The sequence below is a fragment of the Nocardia sp. NBC_00416 genome (genome assembly GCF_036032445.1).
Taxonomy (GTDB): domain Bacteria; phylum Actinomycetota; class Actinomycetes; order Mycobacteriales; family Mycobacteriaceae; genus Nocardia.
This window is the reverse complement of the sequence record NZ_CP107932.1, coordinates 6,824,436-6,841,444: the sequence shown is the minus strand read 5'-3', so window position 1 is coordinate 6,841,444 and position 17,009 is coordinate 6,824,436. Positions and strand designations below refer to the sequence as shown.

The following is a 17,009-nucleotide window of genomic DNA, read 5'->3' as shown; positions in this document are numbered from 1 at the left end:
GAAGCCGGGGAAGCTCCGACGTCTCCACGGTGAGCGGAACGTAATACGACCGTGTCGGCGATTCACCGCGACGAAACGTACGCCTCGTAGCTTTTGGATACGAGCTTGGATCCGAACTCGGATACAAGCCCCGAGGGCTTCATACGAGGAGAACGCATGGTCTCGCCTACGGCACCCGGAATCCATATCGGCGGTCTCACCAAGACATTCAAGGCGGGCAGGCGGGAAGTGACGGCGCTGGACGGCGTCGACATCCAATCCGGCGAAGGCGAGTTCGTCACCCTGCTCGGGCCGTCCGGATGTGGGAAGAGCACCGTCCTGCGCATCCTCGCCGGATTGGAACCGCAGACCTCGGGGGTGGCGCTGGTTCACGGTGAGACGCCCCGCGATATGCGCCGTCACGATCACCTCGGCATCGCCTTCCAGGAGGCGGCGCTGCTGCCCTGGCGTTCGGTGCGCACGAATATCCGGCTGCCGCTGGAGGTCTCCAAGAAGCGGGTGAACGACGCCGCGATCCAGGACCTGATCGACCTCGTCGGGCTGACGGGATTCGAGAACGCCCGGCCCGCGCAACTATCCGGCGGTATGCGGCAGCGGGTGGCCATCGCGCGCGCCCTGGTGGTCGAACCGCGAGTGCTGCTGCTGGACGAACCGTTCGGCGCGCTCGACGATATGACCCGGCAGAACCTCAACGTCGAACTCCTCCGTATCTGGACCGAACGCCCGGCCACGACGCTGATGGTGACGCACGGTATCTCCGAAGCGGTGTTCCTCTCCGACACCGTGGTGGTGATGAGCCCGCGACCGGGGCGGGTGCAGAAGGTCGTCGAGATCGACCTACCGCGGCCGCGTACTCCGGAGATGATGCGGACCAGCGCTTTCCACGAATACGTCGATCTGCTGTCCTCGGTGCTCTTCGGCTCGGAAGCCGTCGCCGCGGGGGTGCACGCGTGAAGGACCGGAGATTCCTCGCGGCCGCTGGGTCGCTGATCGTCCTGATCGTCTGGCAGATCATCGGCGTCACCGGTGTGCTCGGTCCCGCGATCGCCGCGCCGGTAGCCATCGTCGAGGGGCTGCTGGACGACGGCATGGCGTTCTACAGCCTGCACCTGCCCGTCACCCTCGCATCGGCCGCGGCCGGATTCCTGTGGGGCAACCTGGCCGCCATCGGCTGCGCGGCCCTGGTGCTGACGGTGCCCGCGATCGAGAAACTGGTTCTGCAGGTGGGTATCGCCTCGGCCTGTATTCCGTTGATCGCCATCGCACCCATCCTGGCGGCCTGCTTCAACGGACCGGTCACCTCGGCGATCATGGCCGCGGTCTCCGTTTTCTTCACCACGCTGGTCGGCACGATCAACGGGCTGCGGCACGCCGACCCGGTGAGCGAGGACCTGGTCCGCGCCTACGGCGGCGGCAAGTATCTCGTACTGCGCAAAGTGCAGCTGCTATATGCGCTACCGAGCATCCTCACCGCCCTGAAGATCGCCGTGCCCGCGGCGCTGCTCGGCACGGTCATCGGCGAATTCATGGGACAGGAACGCGGTCTGGGCGCCGCGCTGGTCGTCGCCCAGCAGTCCAGCGACGTCGTCCGCACCTGGGGCATCACCCTGGTGTGCAGTGCGCTGGCCGGCGGCTGTTTCCTCGTCGTCGCGGCGGTGGAACGACTGACCACGCCCTGGGCCGCCGGCTCGGTATCGGAGGCCCGCGCATGAACACCGGAACACTCTTCGGAAATCCGCTCGCCAGAAGCGCCGTGCGGACACTGCTCACCCTGCTCGGCGCGGTGGTCGCCATCGTGGTCGTCTGGACGGTGTTCCTGCGGCTGGTGAATGTGAGCCCGTTCGTGGCGAAATCACCGGGCGATGTCTGGGACTACCTGCTGACCGCCCCGGAAGCGGGAGCCAACCGGTCCGCGATCGCCGCGGACCTGATGCGCACCCTCGCCGACGCGTCCTACGGATACGTGCTCGGGCTCGCCCTGGCGGCCGCGATCGCGCTGATGTTCTACTTCTCCCGCGTCGTCGAGACCATGTTCACGCCGACGGTGACCGCGCTGCACGCGATCCCGATGGTCACCGTCGCGCCCATCCTGGTGCTGATCTTCGGCCGGGGCGTGATGGCCACCGCCGTCATCGGCGCCGCCATCGTCGTCGTCCCGGCCCTGCTCACCATGCTGCACGGCATCCGATCCACCCCTCGGGCCGATATCGACATGATCACCGCGTTCGGCGGCTCCACCCTCAGCACCTTCTTCAAGGTCTCGCTTCCCCATGCCGTCCCGACCTGGTTCGCGGCCGCCCGGGTCGCGGTGACCACCTCGGTGGTCGGCGCCCTGCTGGCCGAATGGCTCGCGACCGGTGACGGGCTGGGCGGCCAGATGCTGCGGGCCGCCAATGAATTCCAGTTCGACCGCCTGTGGGCGTCGGTGGTCGTGCTCACCGTCGTCTGCGTGGCGATCTACCAGATCGTCGCCGTCGTCGAAGAACTCGTCGCGGCCCGGATGAGCGATCCCCGCTGAACGTCGCCCGCCACCCTTCCCACCGCTCGACCGATCGGAGCAACATGTCTGCACAACTGGACCGCCGGAAGTTCCTGACCCGCAGCCTGGCGGTCGGCGGGATCGCGCTGGCCGGATCGGCCGCCTTGACGGCCTGCGTCTCGACCGGATCGGCCACCGACTCCGCGAGCGGGTTCGGCGTCGCCTCCCAACGGCTCTCCTGGCTCAAGAACACGCAGTTCGCTGGCAGCTATCTCGCCGACCGCAACGGCTACTACACCGCGGCCGGGTTCAGCGGCGCCGATCTCGTCGCGGGCGGGCCGACCGCGCCGCCCATCGAATCCGATGTCCTCACCCGCACCTTCGCCGGCGTCTCCCAGGTGCCGATCGTCGGGTCGGCGGTCGCCAAGGGCGCGCCGCTGAAGATCATCGGCGCGGTCTACCAGCGCTACGCCGGGTGCATCATGTCGATGGGCACGAAACCGATCAACGGTCCCGCAGACCTGTACGGCAAGACCATCGGCTGCGCGTCGTCGAGCGAGCCGGTGTGGCGCAATTTCATCGCCGCACTCGGCCTCGACGAATCCCGGATCAAGACCGTCCCCGTCCAGGGCGACCCGATCGGCATGACCGTCGGCGAGATCGACGGCTACCTCGGATTCATCAACAGCCAGGTGGTGGACTTGCGGCACAAGGGATTCGACATCCGCGCCACCCTGCTCGCCGATATGGGCTTCCCCTTGGTGGGCCAGACCTACATCACCACGCAGGAGAACCTCGACAACAACCGCGACAAGGTGAAGGCCTTCCTGCACGCCGAGATCCGCGGGTGGAAGGACGTCCTCGCCGACCCGCGGCACGCCACCGACCTCACCGTCGACGACTACGGCCGGACCCTCGATCTCGACCGTGCGGCCACCCTGGACTGCTGCCTCGCCGGTAACGACCTCATCCGCAACGGCGAGCGCGCGCAGCAGATCGTCGCGATCTCCGACGACGCCGCCGCCGCGAATATCACCGCGATCGCGGCGGGCGGGCTGAAGCTCACCGTGGACGATCTGTTCGATCTGGGTCCGATCCGCGAGGTGTACGCCGAGAACCCCGGCCTCGCCCTCGCCTGACCCCTCCGACCTCCCTCTGAAAGGCCAGTTGATGTCCGCACCTTCCCTTCCCGATTTCGTCGTCACCGGCGCCACGGTGGTCTCCCACGACGGCCGCCGCCGTCAGGACATCGCGGTCCGGGACGGCCGGATCCTCGCCGTCGGCGCGGGTCTGGCAGGCGACGAAATCCCGACCGTCGACGCCGCCGGGCTACTGGTGTTGCCGGGTCTCGTCGATATGCACGTCCACCTGCGCGAACCCGGTATGACCGAAAAAGAGGACTTCGCCAGCGGCACCCGGGCCGCCGCGGCCGGCGGGGTGACGACCATCGTCGATATGCCGAACACCAAACCCCCGGTCGCCACCGCCGAGCGGTATCGGCAGAAGCTCGAACTGGTACGGAACAAGGCCTATGTCGACTTCGGGCTCTACGGCATGCTCGACCACGACAATGCCGACGAGATCGCCGGAATGGCCGAACTCGGCGCCATGGGTTTCAAACTCTTCATGGGGCAGACCACCGGTGACAATCGCTGCCCGAACGACGCGGCGATCTTCCGCGGTCTGGAGGCGGCCGCGGCGGCCGATCTCGTGGTCGGCGTGCACGCCGAGAACGACCATCTGCTGCGCATGTTCGGCGACCGGCTGCGCGCCTCCGGACGCACGGACCCGCGCGCACATCTGGAGGGGCGTCCGGCGTTCGTCGAGGTCGAGGCGGTGACCCGCATCATCACCATGGCCACCGAGGCCGGGACGAAACTGCACATCCACCATCTGTCGACCGCGGTCGGTCTGCAACGCGTCATGGATCTGCGCGCGCAGGGGCACCGGGTCACGGTGGAGGCGCTGGTCGCTCATCTGTTCCTGGACGAGACCGCCTACGACACGCACGGCAATCTCGTGAAACTCAACCCGCCCATCCGGCCCGCCACCGACGTCGACGCGCTCTGGGCCGGGATCTCCCGGGGCGATGTCGACATCATCGCCACCGACCACGCCCCGCACACCGTGGCCGAACAGGCCGAAACCGACGTCTGGCAGGCCTACGGCGGATTCATCGGGGTCGAGACCATGCTGCCGCTGCTGCTCACCGCCGCGGCGCGCGGCAAACTCACCCTCGAGGACATCGTGCGACTGTGCTCCTATCGGCCCGCGCAACGATGGTCGATCGGGACCAAGGGGCAGATCGCGCCGGGCTTCGACGCCGATTTCGTACTGGTGGATCCGACTGCCGAGACCACCCTCGACGCCGCCGCGCTGCACTCCAAGCACAATGTCACGCCCTACCACGGGTGGCCGCTCACCGGATCGGTCCTGGCGACCTACCTCCGTGGACAGCTCGTCTACGAAAAAGGTGAGATCGTCGGGGAACCCACGGGCCGGCAGGTGGTTCCGGTCCGCGCACCGCGCACTGTCGCGGTCTGATCGGAAGAACCACAGGTCGCCATGACCATTCAGCACAAGGAGAAGGCGTGACCGGATCACAGATATCGCTGCTCGACTCCGGCGGCGACGGCGCGGCCACCGTACGCAACGCGGTGGCGCAGTGCCTGGACGAGGTACGCCGCCTCGGCACGACGGCCGAGGCCGACACCGAGACCTGCGGCGGATCACTCGCGGTGATCGCCGGAATCGGCACCACCGCACCCCGCGCGCTCCAGGGCGCGCTGCTGCTCGACGCGCTCGCCGCGCAGCATGTCGAACTCGCCGATACGCTCCCGTTCCCGGACCCCGACGCGCTCTTCGCGAACGAGTCCTGGGATCTGGCGCTGGTGCTCAGCCCCTGGAAACAGGAGGTGCCGGGTCGGCTCGCAGCCCTGACCGACTCCGCGGCGCGTACCGGGGTCGTGGACACCATCGTGCGCGGTGCCGGCGGCCGCGCCGGGATCAATACGAACACCTGGGCCGCGCAGGCCGCGATGGAAACGGTACTGGGCGAACGAATTCCGGGCAGTGTGCTGATCCTGGGCGCAGGCGGATCGTCGAACTCGGTCGCGCTGGGCTGCCGTCGGGCCTGGCCCGGCGCGCGGCTGATCGGCAGTGCCCGCAACGCGGAGGCCCTGGCTTCCTGGGCGACCCGATTCGACGCCGAAGCGCTGGCACCCGGCGATCTGAAGGCGCTGCGCGCCGAGGAGGCCCCCGCGCTGATCGTCAACACCACCACCTGGGGTGAGACGGACGCCTCCGAGCAGCAGCCCTTCGTCTTCGATTTCCAGGAACTCACCGCCCCCGGCAACAGCTACTTCGACCTGAACAATCGGGTCTCCGCGCTGCAGACCGACGCCCTGCGCGCCGGAATGAACGTGATGTCGGGGACCTTCATGCAACGTGTCACGAACGCGTGCCGCGCTGCCCTGTTGGATGCGAGGATCCGGTGAACGTACTCGGCGGCGCCGACATCTCGGACGCGCAGATGAGTGTGCGGGAACGGGTGTACCGCTTTCTGCGCCAGCGGATCACCACCGGCGAGTACGCCGGGGGCATTCGCTTGACCGAGGAACAGATCGCGGCGGAGCTCGGTGTCAGCCGCACTCCTATTCGTGAGGCGCTGCAGCGTCTGACCAGCGAGGGCCTGGTCGAGCGGGTCCGGCGGGGACAGTTGGTGGTCGTCGAGTTCGACGCCGCCGCCCGCGCCGAACTGCACGAACTGCGGGTGGCGTTCGACCGGGTCGCCGCGAAGATGTTGACCGCCAAGGCCGATACTGTCGACTGGCCCGCGTTGTACGCGCTGCTCGATCCGCTCGGCGCCGCCTTGAGTGAGTTCGGTGTCGGCAGTCCCCAATACTCGATAGCCCATCTCGAGTTCCACATGGCCGTCAACCGGGCCGCGTTCACACCCATCACCTCGTCGTTCCTGCAGCGGCAGGCATTTCTCTATCCCACCGACGACTATGTCCAGCAGCCCGGCCACGAACCGGTGTCGCAGCACCGCGCGCTACTGGACGAGCTCGCCAGCGGCGATCTGGAGCGCGCCACCACGGCGGCGCGGATCCACGCCCTGCGCGGCCCCGGAAACACCACCCTGGCCTGAGCCCTCGCACGTTGTGCCGCAAAGGAGTTCCTCGATGTCCGACGATATCGTTCTCATGTTCGTCAACGGTCAGGCCATGCGCGGCGGATCGCTCAACGACGCCCTCGCCGGCGCGCGCTATCTGGGCGCCGTACGCACCGCGCCGCGCTACCGGTTCTTCTCCTTCGACGATGTATTCCCCGGGCTCGCCCGGGTATCCGAGGGCGGCTGGGCGGTGCCGGGCGAGATCTACGCGGTGTCCTACGCCGATCTGCGCGAGAACCTGCTGCCGCGCGAACCGGCCGAGCTCGAGCTCTCGGTGATCGAATTGGCGGACGGCCGGGGCTCCCTGAGCATGGTCTGCCGGCGGATACCGGGGCCGGGCGACCCGGCGTCCGAGATCACCGTCCCCGGGGGCTGGCGCGAACACCGCTCGATTCTCGCCGAGCACGCGTGAACGAGATCCTCTACGCCGGAAAAGATCCGGGAACGGCCGACCACTACCTCTGGTGCACCCCGGAGACAGTCAGCTGGGGGACGCTGCCGGTCCCGGCGACGGACCCGGTGCTGATCGTCGACAGCGGCCACACGGTCACCTTCGACACTGTGTCGCAGGAAGGTCTGATGGAGGATCAGGGCCGCGACCCGGTGGCCTACTTCGGACAGTTCGGCGTCGCCGCCCGGCAGGTCCTGCCCGACGCGGTCGCGTTGGCGGAGTCCGGTCTGCACCGCCAGGATTCGCCGAAGGGACCGCATATCGTGCTCGGTCCCGTGCGGGTGCGCGGGGCCGAGCCGGGCGACTGGCTGCGCGTGGACTTCCTGGAGCTGACACCCCGGGTGTCCTACGGGATCATCTCCAGCCGGCACGGACGCGGCGCCCTGCCCGATACGCTGCCCCGCGACGCCGACGGCGGCGTGCCCGCCGTGTTCAGCAAGTTCTGCGCGCTCGACGGATCGGCCGCGGTGTTCGGGTTCGACCGCGGCCGGGCGTCGATCGATCTGCGGCCGTTCATGGGGCTGTGCGGCGTGACGCCCGCCGGTGGCGCGGAGCTGAGCACCATCCCGCCCGGTCGCTTCGGCGGCAATATCGACCTGCGCGAAGTCGTCGCCGGCAGCTCGCTCTATCTGCCGATCCAGGTCGCGGGCGCCGGTTTCTATCTGGGCGACCCCCATTTCGCCCAGGGCAACGGCGAGATCGCGTTGACCGCGCTGGAAGGGTCGTTGCGGGTGACCGCGCGGCTGTCGGTGGTGAAAACGGTGCCCGGCAGACATTCGGGCTGGCCCTTCGCCGAAACCGACGACCATTGGATCCTGCTCGGCATGGACGAGAATCTCGAGGTGGCAATGCGCGACTGCGCCCGGCACAGCGTCGATTTCCTCGCCGCCCACACGGGCATGACGCCGAGCGAGGCGTACCTGTATCTCAGCGCGGCGGGCGATTTCTCCGTGACCCAGGTGGTCGACCTCGTGAAAGGCGTGCACTGCGCGATCCGCAAGCGAGATTTCGCCGCCTGACGAGCGCGGCCGCCGGAACGGACCGGTATCGCGCCACAGTCTTGCGCACCCCGCGGCAGGAACAGGACGACCGGTTCCGCCGCATCGTATCCACTTCGACCGGAGGTCGGCCGTGCACGATCATCACACCCAGCTCACCGGCGGATATCGCCGTGCCGACGGCCTTCCGGTGCCCACCCTGCGCAATGCCCGCACCGTCGAAGGGCATCTCGTCGACGTGCACATCGCGGACGGCCGGGTGACCGACGTCGTCGCCGCCCGGGGAGCGCCGGTGTCCGCGGGCGACCTCGATCTCACCGGCTACCTGCTGCTCACGGCTCCCGCCGAACCACACGCCCACCTCGACAAAGCCCTGTCGTTCGACGAGATCCGCCCGCCGATGGGTGATCTCGGCGCGGCGATCGCGGCATGGGAGGCCCACACGCCACAGCTGACGGTCGACGATATCGCCCGCCGCGCGCGACGCGCGGCATTGCGCGCGCTGTCCAACGGGACGACGGCGCTGCGGTCCCATGTCAATCTGCTGCGTGGCGACGATCCCCTGCGCGGAGTTCGCGCCCTGGTCCGGGTGCGCGCCGAACTCGCCGATGTGATGGATATCCAGCTGGTCGCGCTGGTCCCCCACGGGGTCGGCGACGACGCCGTCCACGCGGCGCTCGACCTCGGGGTGGACCTCGTCGGCGGCCACCCCCATCAGACCCCCGATCCCGCGGGCAACCTGCGGCGCCTCCTGGGCCTCGCCGAAGAGCGCGGCGTAGGCGTCGATATGCACACCGACGAGCGGCTGGACCCCACCATGCTCACCCTCGAACAGCTCGCGCACGCGGTCCGCGACTGGCCCGCGTCGATGCCGGTCACCGCGGGCCACTGCGTCAGTCTGGGCACGGCCGCACCGGATGTGGTCGCTCGGGTGACGGCGGCCGTCGCCGCCGCGGGCATCGGCGTCGTCACCCTCCCCATCACCAACCTCTATCTGCAGGGCCGCGATCACCCGGCGGCGACACCGCGCGGCCTCACCGCCGTCCGCGCGCTGCTCGACGCCGGTGTGACGCTGGCGGGCGGCGCGGACAACGTGCGCGACCCGTACAACCCCATGGGCCGCAGCGACGCCCTCGAGACCGCGATGCTGCTCGTCACGGCCGCACATATGACACCTGTCGAGGCCTACCGGGCGGTCACCGGTAGTGCGCGCGAGGTGATGTCGCTGCCGCCGGCCGGTCCCGAAGCCGGCGCGCAGGCCGATCTGCTCGCGATCCGGGCGACCGGCCTGGAAGACGCGATCGCCGCCGCGCCCCCGGATCGTTTCGTGCTGCACCGCGGCAGATTGGTCGCGTCCGGCCGCTCGGAGCGGTCGACGATCGCCGGTCTCGTGGAGTAACCCGGTCCGCGGCTCTCACGAGTACTTGTAGAACCCCTCCCCGGTGGCCACACCGAGTTTGCCCTTGTCGATGTAGTTCTCCTTCAGCCACGCGGCGAGTCCGCGGGTCTGCTCGTCGCTCATGAGGATGTTGTAGGGCGTGGTGAGTCCCACGACGTCGAGAATCTGGAAGGGCCCCATCGGGGCGCCGGTGGCGATACGCCATGTCGTATCCACGGCTTCCGGATCCGCGTAATCACCCGCGGCGAGCTCGATCCCGGCGTTCAGGAACGGCACCAACAGCGAGTTCAGCACATATCCGGACTTCTCCTTGCGCACCTCGATCGGCACCATGCCGATCGAGTCGGCGAAATCGACCACGGCGCGGAACACCTGCGGGTCGGTCTGCGCGGTGCCCATGACCTCGGCGGTATTGAACTTCCACACCTGGTTGGCGAAATGCAGCGCCAGGAATCTGTCCGGACGGCCGGTGAAATCCTTGATGTCACTGGGCAGCAGGGTGGAGGAGTTCGTGGCGAATATCGTGCGCTCGGGAGCGAGTTCGCCCAGCGTCTCGTAGGTCTGCCGTTTGATCTCGAGGACCTCCGGGACGGCCTCGATCACCAGGTCGGCGTTCTCGACCGCCGCCGCGAGGTCGGTGGTCAGGCCGATACCCGCGCGGGTCCGCTCGGTCAGCTCGTCGGTAGCGCCCATCACTTCGGCGCGGTAGGTGGCGGCGAGGGTGGTGAAGCGGCCCCGCGCGGCCTCCAGGGCCTTGTCGTCGATGTCGTACGCCTGCACGCGGTACCCGTGGTACGCGGTCTGGAAGGCGATCTGCGAGCCCAGGACCCCGGTTCCCAGAACCGTCACCGCGCGGATCTCGATGGCCATCGTGTTCTCCTTGTCCGTATCGAGGGGCGTGTCGGAACAACCGGAGCGGCCTACGGCACCCAGTAGACCAGGGCCGCTCCCGTGCGGCGCCGGAGCGGCGCACCCGGCCGTTTGCGATCGGATAACGACTCACGCCGCACAGCGCTCGATCAAGTGGTTCAATCAATATTTCAATCGATGATTGAATTCTTTCCCGCGCGGTGGTTCACTGGCCGCATGCCCCAGAAAGTGTCGGCCGCCACACGGGAACGTCTACTCACCGCCGCCGAACGCCTCCTGCTGTCCGAGCGGTACGAGGATGTATCGGTACGCCGCGTCTGCACCGAGGCCGGTGTCAACCCCGCCGCCGTCCACTACCACTTCGGCTCCAAAGAAGCCCTGGTCGCAGCCCTGCTGGAGGACCGTCTCGGCGCCCTCTGGGCAGACCGCCTGACCGCGGTCACCGCCGAACCCGGGCCCGTCACGCAGATCGTGGACGCGGTACTCGCGCCGTTCACCGATCTGGCCGCCGACCCCCTGGGACGACTGCATCTGCGCCTGCTCGCCCAGAGCGTGCTCGGCCACCAGGTCGGGCCCTGGCAGCAGCAGTGGTTCCGGATCGACTCGTGGTCCGCTCTGCTGCCGCGAGTGAGCGAACGGGAGAGCCGGCGCCGCTGGATGCTCGCGTTCGACCTGATCATCATGCGATTCGGTGGCGCCTCCGCCGACGGCCGCCCGATGACACCGCCCGCGCTGGCGACACTGCGCGATTTCGTCGTGGCCGGATTGACCGCACCGACAGGAGACAACGAATGACCGACGTTTTCGCACCGGCCGCACTCGGCCCGCTCACCCTGCGCAACCGGGTGATCAAAGCCGCCACGTTCGAAGGACGCACCCCGGACGCGCTGGTCACCGATGATCTCGTCGAATTCCATCGGGAGGTGGCGGCCGGCGGGGTCGGGATGACGACTGTCGCCTACTGCGCGGTCGCACCGGGCGGCCGCACCGACCGGCACCAGATCTGGATGCGCCCGGAAGCCGTGCCGGGTCTGCGCCGCCTCACCGACGCCGTGCACGCCGAGGGCGCGGCCGCGAGCGCGCAGATCGGGCATGCGGGCCCCGTCGCCAACGCCGCCTCCAACCGCGCCCCCGCGCTGGCGCCGAGCCGGTTGTTCAGTCCGCTCGGGATGGCCTCGATGAAGGTCCCCGACCCGGCCGAGATCCACGAACTCGTCACCGCGCACGCCGACGCCGCCCGGCTGGCGATCGAAGCCGGGTTCGACGCGGTGGAAATACATTTCGGGCACAACTACCTGGTGAGCTCGTTCCTGAGCCCACTGCTCAATCGGCGCAAGGACCGCTACGGCGGTCCACTGGAGAATCGGGCCCGGCTCGCCCGCGATATCGCCCGCCGGGTGCGTGATGCCGTCGGCGATCAGATCGCGGTCACCGCGAAACTGAACATGGAGGACGGCGTCCGCGGCGGGCTGAGCCTGCCGGAATCGTTACAGGTGGCCGCCTGGCTGGAAGCCGACGGCGCGCTGGACGCCCTGGAGTTGACCGCGGGCAGTTCGCTGTTGAACCCGATGCTGCTGTTCCACGGCGCCGCACCGCGCCGCGAGTTCGCCAAAACCCTGCCGGGACCGGCCCGCTGGGGTTTCCGGCTGATCGGCCGGGCCTTCCTGCGCGAATATCCTTACGAGAAGGCCTATCTCCTGGAACGCGCCCGCCAGTTCCGCCGCGAGCTGTCCATGCCGCTGGTCCTGCTCGGGGGCATCACCGACCTGGAGTCCATGCAGCGGGCGATGGCGGAGGGGTTCGAGTTCGTCGCCATGGGCCGAGCCCTGCTGCGGGAGCCGGATCTGTTGCACCGCATCCGATCCGACGCGTCCACCGAATCCGCTTGCGTGCACTGCAACGAATGCATGCCGACCATCTACAGCCGTACTCGCTGCGTGCTCCGGCTCGATCAATTCGATTCCGGCGCGGAGGCTTCCGACAGCCGATAGCGCAGCTCGAGACGTCGCGGCCGGGGCGCGCAGCAAATTTGTCAGCACCAATTAACGGGCACCTATTGAATGTGCCGTTATCTAGCGGTACGGTCAAGGTCATCAAAGCCGCACTCCCACAGTGCAATCGCTTCCACAGCCGCCGCGCGCGGCGACACCGACCGAGGACCGAATCATGCATCGAATCCCCCGCACCCGCCGACTCGCCGTCCGGATCGCGACCGCCGCGGCGATCGTCTTGGCGCCGCTGGCCGTCACCGCCGCTCCCGCTCTCGCCGATAACGGCGCACCGGCCGGAATCGAGGTCCAGGACCAGGTCCAGGATGTGAGCCGGCCCGGGCGGCACGGCAACGACCACGGGTGGAACGGCGGCGGCCGGCACGACCGCGGCTGGAACGGCGGTCGCCACGACCGCGGCTGGGACGGCGGCTGGAACGGCGGCGGTCACCACGATCGCGGGTGGAACGGCGGCGGCCGGCACGACCGGGGCTGGAACGGCGGCGGCTGGAACGACCGCGGCCGCCACGACAACGGCTGGAACCGGGGCTGGGACCGCGGTTACGGCCAGGGCTACGGGCTCGGCCTTCCGCTCATCCCCCGCATCTATCTGCCCGGCTCCGGTAGCGCCTTCTGATCCCTGAACAACGGCACATCACCCAAGTGTCGATAAACGTCTCGGGTCCCGTCCCGAGACCAGCGGACCGGCCGCCCGCGGCGACCAGGGCGGCCGGTTCCGCTGAACGCGGTAGTGGATCAGTGCGCGTCGCGTCGCGAAGCGGAATTGTGCGGCCGGAATTGCGCCCCGTGCGAGAACGAAGCCGCCTCGGCCCCCCGCTGCGGCGCCTGCTGAGCCCGCAGCCGGGGCAGCGCCCGCTCCAGCGCCTCCATCAGCAGATCGGCCAGATCGTGACTGAACCCGTTGCGGACCACCACCCGCAGCACCGCCAGGTCCTCCCGGTCGGCCGGGAATGTGTAGGCGGGCACCAGCCAGCCCTGCTCGCGCAGCGCCGCCGAGACATCGAACACGGAGTAGCCGGTCTCGCCGGGGGCGAGCGTGAACGCGAACACCGGAAGCTGGCGCCCGTCGGTGAGCAGCCGGAACGGACCCATCGCACCGATCCGGTCGGCGAGCGCGGAGGCGACCTCCCGGCAATAGCCCTGGACCCGTTGGTAACCGCGGCGACCGAGCCGCAGGAAGGTGTAGTACTGGGCCACCACCTGCGCACCCGGCCGGGAGAAGTTCAGCGCGAAGGTCGGCATCTCGCCGCCGAGATAGTTGACCCGGAACACCAGCTCATCGGGTAGCGCCGCGGCGTCACGCCACAGCACCCAGCCCACGCCCGGATAGATGAGTCCGTACTTGTGGCCCGACGTGTTGATCGAGGCGACCCGGGGCAGCCGGAAATCCCAGTCGAGATCGGGATCGCAGAACGGCGCGATCATGGCGCCGGAAGCCCCGTCCACGTGCACGGGGATATCCCAGCCGTGGTCGGTCTGCACCCGATCCAGTGCCGCGCATATCTCGGCGACCGGCTCATAACTGCCGTCGAAGGTGGATCCGAGGATCGCGACCACGCCGATGGTGTTCTCGTCACACCGGGCGGCCGCCTCCGCGGCGGTGAGATGGAACCGCTCCCCCGACATCGGCACCACCCGCGGCTCGACGTCCCAGTACTCGGCGAACTTCTCCCAGCAGACCTGGACGTTGATCCCCATCACCAGATTGGGCCGTTCGGTGGACTGTCCCGCGGCACGGCGCCGATGCTGCCACCGCCGTTTCATCGCCAGCCCGGCCAGCATGCACGCCTCACTGGAGCCGGTGGTCGAACAACCGACGGCGTGGTCCGCGTCGTCCGCATGCCACAGGTCGGCGAGTATCCGCACACACCGCTGCTCCAGTTCCGCGGTCCGCGGATACTCGTCCTTGTCGATCATGTTCTTGTCGAAACACTCGCTCATCAGGTTCTGCGCCGCGGGCTCCATCCACGTGGTGACGAAGGTCGCCAGATTGAGCCGGGCATTGCCGTCGAGCAGCAGTTCGTCGTGCACGATCTGGTAGGCGGTATCGCTGTCCAGTTCGACGTCGGGCAGCCGGTTGCGGGGTACTTCCAGCGGCTCCCGGGTGAACACCGGATTCACCACGATCCGGTCGCGGTCGTGTCCCGCGGGCTGCGACGGGTGGGTCAATGCCATGGAAACCTCCACAAGCATCCAGCCCGGACGCGGGTCGCCCGGTGCGCGCGAGTTACCCCGAGTATTCCCCGGCAAACGGGCGGTCCGGCGAACGACTCGCCTACCCGGCGGGTCGCGCCCACAACCGGCCGGACACCCTTCCGGGCCAGGTAGGCGGTGGCCGGACCGCGCTGCCGGAACCGATGAACCGCGCGGCCCGTATTTCGGCGGGATGTACCTCGGGACCCCGCGGTGGAGAGCTAGGCTCGGCCGGATCAGTCTGCGCGTCGGCCGCCGACCGTCCACGGTGGCACAGGGTTGTTCCGATTTCCGGCTTCACGATGTCCCGCACATCCGCACCGCCAGAGGAGGAGATCCGCGTGAAATCCGTCAATCCGTATCTCATGTTCAACGGCAAGGCCGAAGAGGCGTTCACTTTCTACCAGTCCCTGTTCGGCGGGGAACTCCAGCTGATCCGCTTCGGCGATATGGGTGAGGGCGCGAATCTGCCGGACGAGGCCAAATCTCTGGTGGCGCATACGGCGCTGCCGTTGAACGGGACCGACCAGATCCTGATGGGCTCGGACTGCCCGCCCGGCCAGACCGTCGAGGTCCCCGCCCGGCCGAACTTCACCGTGTGTCTGGAGGTGAGCAGCACCGACGAAGCCGAGCGGGTTTTCGATGCCCTCGCCACGGGCGGCACGGTGGACATGGAACTCGCGAAAACCGAATGGACCGACCTGTTCGCCATGGTCACCGATCGGTACTCGGTCCCGTGGATGATCGATTACAGCGCCCCGAAATAGCCGTGCCGCCCGCCCCCGGCGATCCCGCCGATGAGTAACGACCGGCCCGGAGTCGCGGCGTCGACCGGTTCCGGGCTGGTGCTCGCGGTCCTGTGCGCCGGCCAGTTCCTGATGACCCTCGACAGTTCGGTGATGAACGTGTCGATGGCCACGGTGGCCGGCGACATCGGCACGACCATCACCGGCATCCAGACCGCGATCACCCTCTACACACTGGTGATGGCGTCCCTGATGATCACCGGCGGCAAGATCGGCGCGATCCTCGGGCGCAAACGTGTGTTCGGCCTCGGCCTGATCGTGTACGGCGTGGGGTCGTTCGTCACGGGCCTCGCACCGAATCTCGGCATCCTGCTCCTGGGCTGGTCGCTGCTGGAAGGTATCGGCGCCGCGCTGATCATGCCGGCGATCGTGTCCCTGGTGGCCGCGAATGTCGCCGCCGAACGCCGGGCCGCCGCCTACGGGCTCGTCGCGGCGGCCGGTGCCGCGGCGGTCGCGGTGGGACCGCTGCTGGGCGGCGCCGTGACCACCTATGCCTCCTGGCGTCTCGTCTTCTTCGGCGAGGTCGTCGTGGTGGCGCTGATCATGCTGATGCTCCGCCGGATGACCGACAGCCCGGCCGAGCACGCCGAACTCGACCTGCTGGGTTCGGCGCTGTCGGTCGGTGGTCTCGGCATGATCGTGTACGGCGTGCTCCGTTCGAGCGAATGGGGCTGGATCCAGGACCGGCCGGGCGCGCCCGCCGTATTCGGTCTGTCCCCGGTGATCTGGCTGCTGCTCGGCGGGCTGTTCGTGCTGTACCTGCTCCGGGAGCGACTGGCCGCGCGGGTGCGCGCGGGGCGCGAACCGCTGTTCGACCCGGACCTGCTGCGCAACCAGCAGCTCACCGGCGGTCTGGGCATGTTCTTCGCCCAGTTCTGTGTACAGGCCGGAGTGTTCTTCGCCGTTCCGCTGTTCCTGTCGGTGGTGCTGCAGCTCAGCGCCCTCGGGACAGGCGCCCGCCTGCTCCCGCTCTCGGTCGCGTTGATCGCGACCGCGGTGCTGATACCGAAATTCGGCCCGCGGGCGAGCCCCCGGCGAGTGGTCCGGCTGGGCCTGCTGTCGATCATCGCCGGGATTCTGCTGCTCGCGGCCGGAATGGACCCCGGCGCCGACGCCCGCGTGGTCGCCGTGCCGATGCTGCTGATGGGCGCGGGTCTGGGCGCGCTGGCCGCACAACTGGGCGGGGTGACCATCTCCGCTGTTCCCGAATCGCGCAGCGCCGAAGTAGGCGGGCTGCAGAACACCGCCTCCTACCTCGGCGCTTCCCTGGGGACCGCCCTCATCGGCTCGATTCTCATCGCCACACTGACCTCGTCGGTCATCGACGGTATCGAGAACAACCCCGCGGTCCCGGCCGCGGTACAAGAGCAGGCCACCACCGAACTGGCCGGCGGTGTTCCGTTTCTCTCCGACACCCAGCTGCGCGACGCGCTCACCGAAGCCGGGGCGCAGCCCTCGACCGTCGATGCCGTGGTCTCGGTCAACTCCGACGCACGCTTGAACGCGCTGCAGTCCGCGTTCGCGGTGACCGCGTTGCTGGCGATGGCCGCGCTGCTGATCACCCGCCGGATCCCGGCGCGATCCCCGACGGCGCCGCCGGAACCGGACCGATCGCCGTGAGGTGATCGGT

At 68.7% G+C, this 17,009-nt stretch carries 17 protein-coding genes; 15 read left to right on the top strand and 2 right to left on the bottom strand.

Annotation, left to right across the window (positions count from 1 at the left end; translation table 11 throughout):
* The first annotated feature begins 156 nt into the window (after positions 1-156).
* The 10 genes from OG804_RS29600 to OG804_RS29555 all read left to right on the top strand — a co-directional run bounded on the left by OG804_RS29600 (position 157) and on the right by OG804_RS29555 (position 9,501).
* A complete protein-coding gene (locus tag OG804_RS29600; RefSeq protein ID WP_328391919.1) occupies positions 157-954 on the top strand; it encodes an ABC transporter ATP-binding protein in 798 nt (265 codons plus the stop codon).
* On the top strand, positions 951-1,712 hold the full coding sequence (locus OG804_RS29595; protein ID WP_328391918.1) for an ABC transporter permease: 762 nt from the start codon (positions 951-953) through the stop codon (positions 1,710-1,712). The genes OG804_RS29600 and OG804_RS29595 overlap by 4 nt, the downstream gene beginning before the upstream one ends.
* Complete coding sequence (locus tag OG804_RS29590; RefSeq protein WP_328391917.1) at positions 1,709-2,518, top strand: ABC transporter permease; 810 nt, start codon at positions 1,709-1,711, stop codon at positions 2,516-2,518. Before OG804_RS29595 ends, OG804_RS29590 begins: the two co-directional genes overlap by 4 nt.
* Before the next feature lie 44 nt (positions 2,519-2,562).
* Positions 2,563-3,618 (top strand): ABC transporter substrate-binding protein, encoded by a 1,056-nt coding sequence (locus tag OG804_RS29585; protein ID WP_328391916.1) that lies wholly within the window; start codon positions 2,563-2,565, stop codon positions 3,616-3,618.
* A 31-nt stretch (positions 3,619-3,649) separates the two neighbouring features.
* Complete coding sequence (gene allB, locus OG804_RS29580) at positions 3,650-5,023, top strand: allantoinase AllB (protein ID WP_328391915.1); 1,374 nt, start codon at positions 3,650-3,652, stop codon at positions 5,021-5,023.
* A gap of 47 nt (positions 5,024-5,070) precedes the next feature.
* Positions 5,071-5,976 carry a hypothetical protein gene (locus tag OG804_RS29575; RefSeq protein ID WP_328391914.1) on the top strand — a complete coding sequence of 302 codons (906 nt, stop codon included), beginning with the start codon at positions 5,071-5,073 and terminating at the stop codon, positions 5,974-5,976.
* Positions 5,973-6,629, top strand: a complete 657-nt coding sequence (locus OG804_RS29570) for a GntR family transcriptional regulator (RefSeq protein WP_328391913.1) — start codon at positions 5,973-5,975, stop codon at positions 6,627-6,629. Before OG804_RS29575 ends, OG804_RS29570 begins: the two co-directional genes overlap by 4 nt.
* 34 nt (positions 6,630-6,663) lie before the next feature.
* On the top strand, positions 6,664-7,065 hold the full coding sequence (locus OG804_RS29565; protein ID WP_328391912.1) for an allophanate hydrolase-related protein: 402 nt from the start codon (positions 6,664-6,666) through the stop codon (positions 7,063-7,065).
* A complete protein-coding gene (locus tag OG804_RS29560) occupies positions 7,062-8,123 on the top strand; it encodes an acetamidase/formamidase family protein (protein ID WP_328391911.1) in 1,062 nt (353 codons plus the stop codon). Before OG804_RS29565 ends, OG804_RS29560 begins: the two co-directional genes overlap by 4 nt.
* 112 nt (positions 8,124-8,235) lie before the next feature.
* Positions 8,236-9,501, top strand: coding sequence for an amidohydrolase family protein (locus OG804_RS29555; protein WP_328391910.1), 1,266 nt, complete (start codon positions 8,236-8,238; stop codon positions 9,499-9,501).
* A 15-nt stretch (positions 9,502-9,516) separates the two neighbouring features.
* On the opposite strand, the gene OG804_RS29550 is transcribed toward OG804_RS29555, so the two are convergent.
* Complete coding sequence (locus OG804_RS29550; RefSeq protein WP_328391909.1) at positions 9,517-10,371, bottom strand: 3-hydroxyacyl-CoA dehydrogenase; 855 nt, start codon at positions 10,369-10,371, stop codon at positions 9,517-9,519.
* 216 nt (positions 10,372-10,587) lie between these two features.
* On the opposite strand from OG804_RS29550, the gene OG804_RS29545 reads away from it, so the two are divergent.
* The 3 genes from OG804_RS29545 to OG804_RS29535 all read left to right on the top strand — a co-directional run bounded on the left by OG804_RS29545 (position 10,588) and on the right by OG804_RS29535 (position 12,996).
* Positions 10,588-11,166, top strand: coding sequence for a TetR/AcrR family transcriptional regulator (locus OG804_RS29545; protein ID WP_328391908.1), 579 nt, complete (start codon positions 10,588-10,590; stop codon positions 11,164-11,166).
* On the top strand, positions 11,163-12,362 hold the full coding sequence (locus OG804_RS29540; protein WP_328391907.1) for an NADH:flavin oxidoreductase: 1,200 nt from the start codon (positions 11,163-11,165) through the stop codon (positions 12,360-12,362). The genes OG804_RS29545 and OG804_RS29540 overlap by 4 nt, the downstream gene beginning before the upstream one ends.
* Before the next feature lie 175 nt (positions 12,363-12,537).
* Positions 12,538-12,996: a hypothetical protein gene (locus OG804_RS29535; RefSeq protein ID WP_328391906.1), complete on the top strand. Its 459-nt coding sequence runs from the start codon at positions 12,538-12,540 to the stop codon at positions 12,994-12,996.
* Between the two features lie 119 nt (positions 12,997-13,115).
* On the opposite strand, the gene OG804_RS29530 is transcribed toward OG804_RS29535, so the two are convergent.
* The gene (locus OG804_RS29530) at positions 13,116-14,555 is read right to left on the bottom strand and encodes a glutamate decarboxylase (protein ID WP_328391905.1); all 1,440 of its coding nucleotides are present in this window, start codon (positions 14,553-14,555) and stop codon (positions 13,116-13,118) included.
* Positions 14,556-14,914: 359 nt separating this feature from the next.
* Here OG804_RS29530 and OG804_RS29525 point away from each other — a divergent pair, with 359 nt between their 5' ends.
* Positions 14,915-15,340 carry a VOC family protein gene (locus tag OG804_RS29525; protein WP_328391904.1) on the top strand — a complete coding sequence of 142 codons (426 nt, stop codon included), beginning with the start codon at positions 14,915-14,917 and terminating at the stop codon, positions 15,338-15,340.
* 30 nt (positions 15,341-15,370) lie between these two features.
* On the top strand, positions 15,371-16,999 hold the full coding sequence (locus OG804_RS29520) for an MFS transporter (protein ID WP_328391903.1): 1,629 nt from the start codon (positions 15,371-15,373) through the stop codon (positions 16,997-16,999).
* Positions 17,000-17,009 lie beyond the last annotated feature (10 nt).

Bases quoted from the DNA above. Each gene is read 5' to 3' on its own strand.
- OG804_RS29520 (WP_328391903.1), top strand. From the start codon at position 15,371: ATGAGTAACGACCGGCCCGGAGTCGCGGCGTCGACCGGTTCCGGGCTG.
- OG804_RS29600 (WP_328391919.1), top strand. From the start codon at position 157: ATGGTCTCGCCTACGGCACCCGGAATCCATATCGGCGGTCTCACCAAG.
- OG804_RS29585 (WP_328391916.1), top strand. From the start codon at position 2,563: ATGTCTGCACAACTGGACCGCCGGAAGTTCCTGACCCGCAGCCTGGCG.
- OG804_RS29545 (WP_328391908.1), top strand. From the start codon at position 10,588: ATGCCCCAGAAAGTGTCGGCCGCCACACGGGAACGTCTACTCACCGCC.
- OG804_RS29530 (WP_328391905.1), bottom strand. From the start codon at position 14,555: ATGGCATTGACCCACCCGTCGCAGCCCGCGGGACACGACCGCGACCGG.
- OG804_RS29550 (WP_328391909.1), bottom strand. From the start codon at position 10,371: ATGGCCATCGAGATCCGCGCGGTGACGGTTCTGGGAACCGGGGTCCTG.
- OG804_RS29535 (WP_328391906.1), top strand. From the start codon at position 12,538: ATGCATCGAATCCCCCGCACCCGCCGACTCGCCGTCCGGATCGCGACC.
- allB (WP_328391915.1), top strand. From the start codon at position 3,650: ATGTCCGCACCTTCCCTTCCCGATTTCGTCGTCACCGGCGCCACGGTG.
- OG804_RS29565 (WP_328391912.1), top strand. From the start codon at position 6,664: ATGTCCGACGATATCGTTCTCATGTTCGTCAACGGTCAGGCCATGCGC.
- OG804_RS29590 (WP_328391917.1), top strand. From the start codon at position 1,709: ATGAACACCGGAACACTCTTCGGAAATCCGCTCGCCAGAAGCGCCGTG.
- OG804_RS29540 (WP_328391907.1), top strand. From the start codon at position 11,163: ATGACCGACGTTTTCGCACCGGCCGCACTCGGCCCGCTCACCCTGCGC.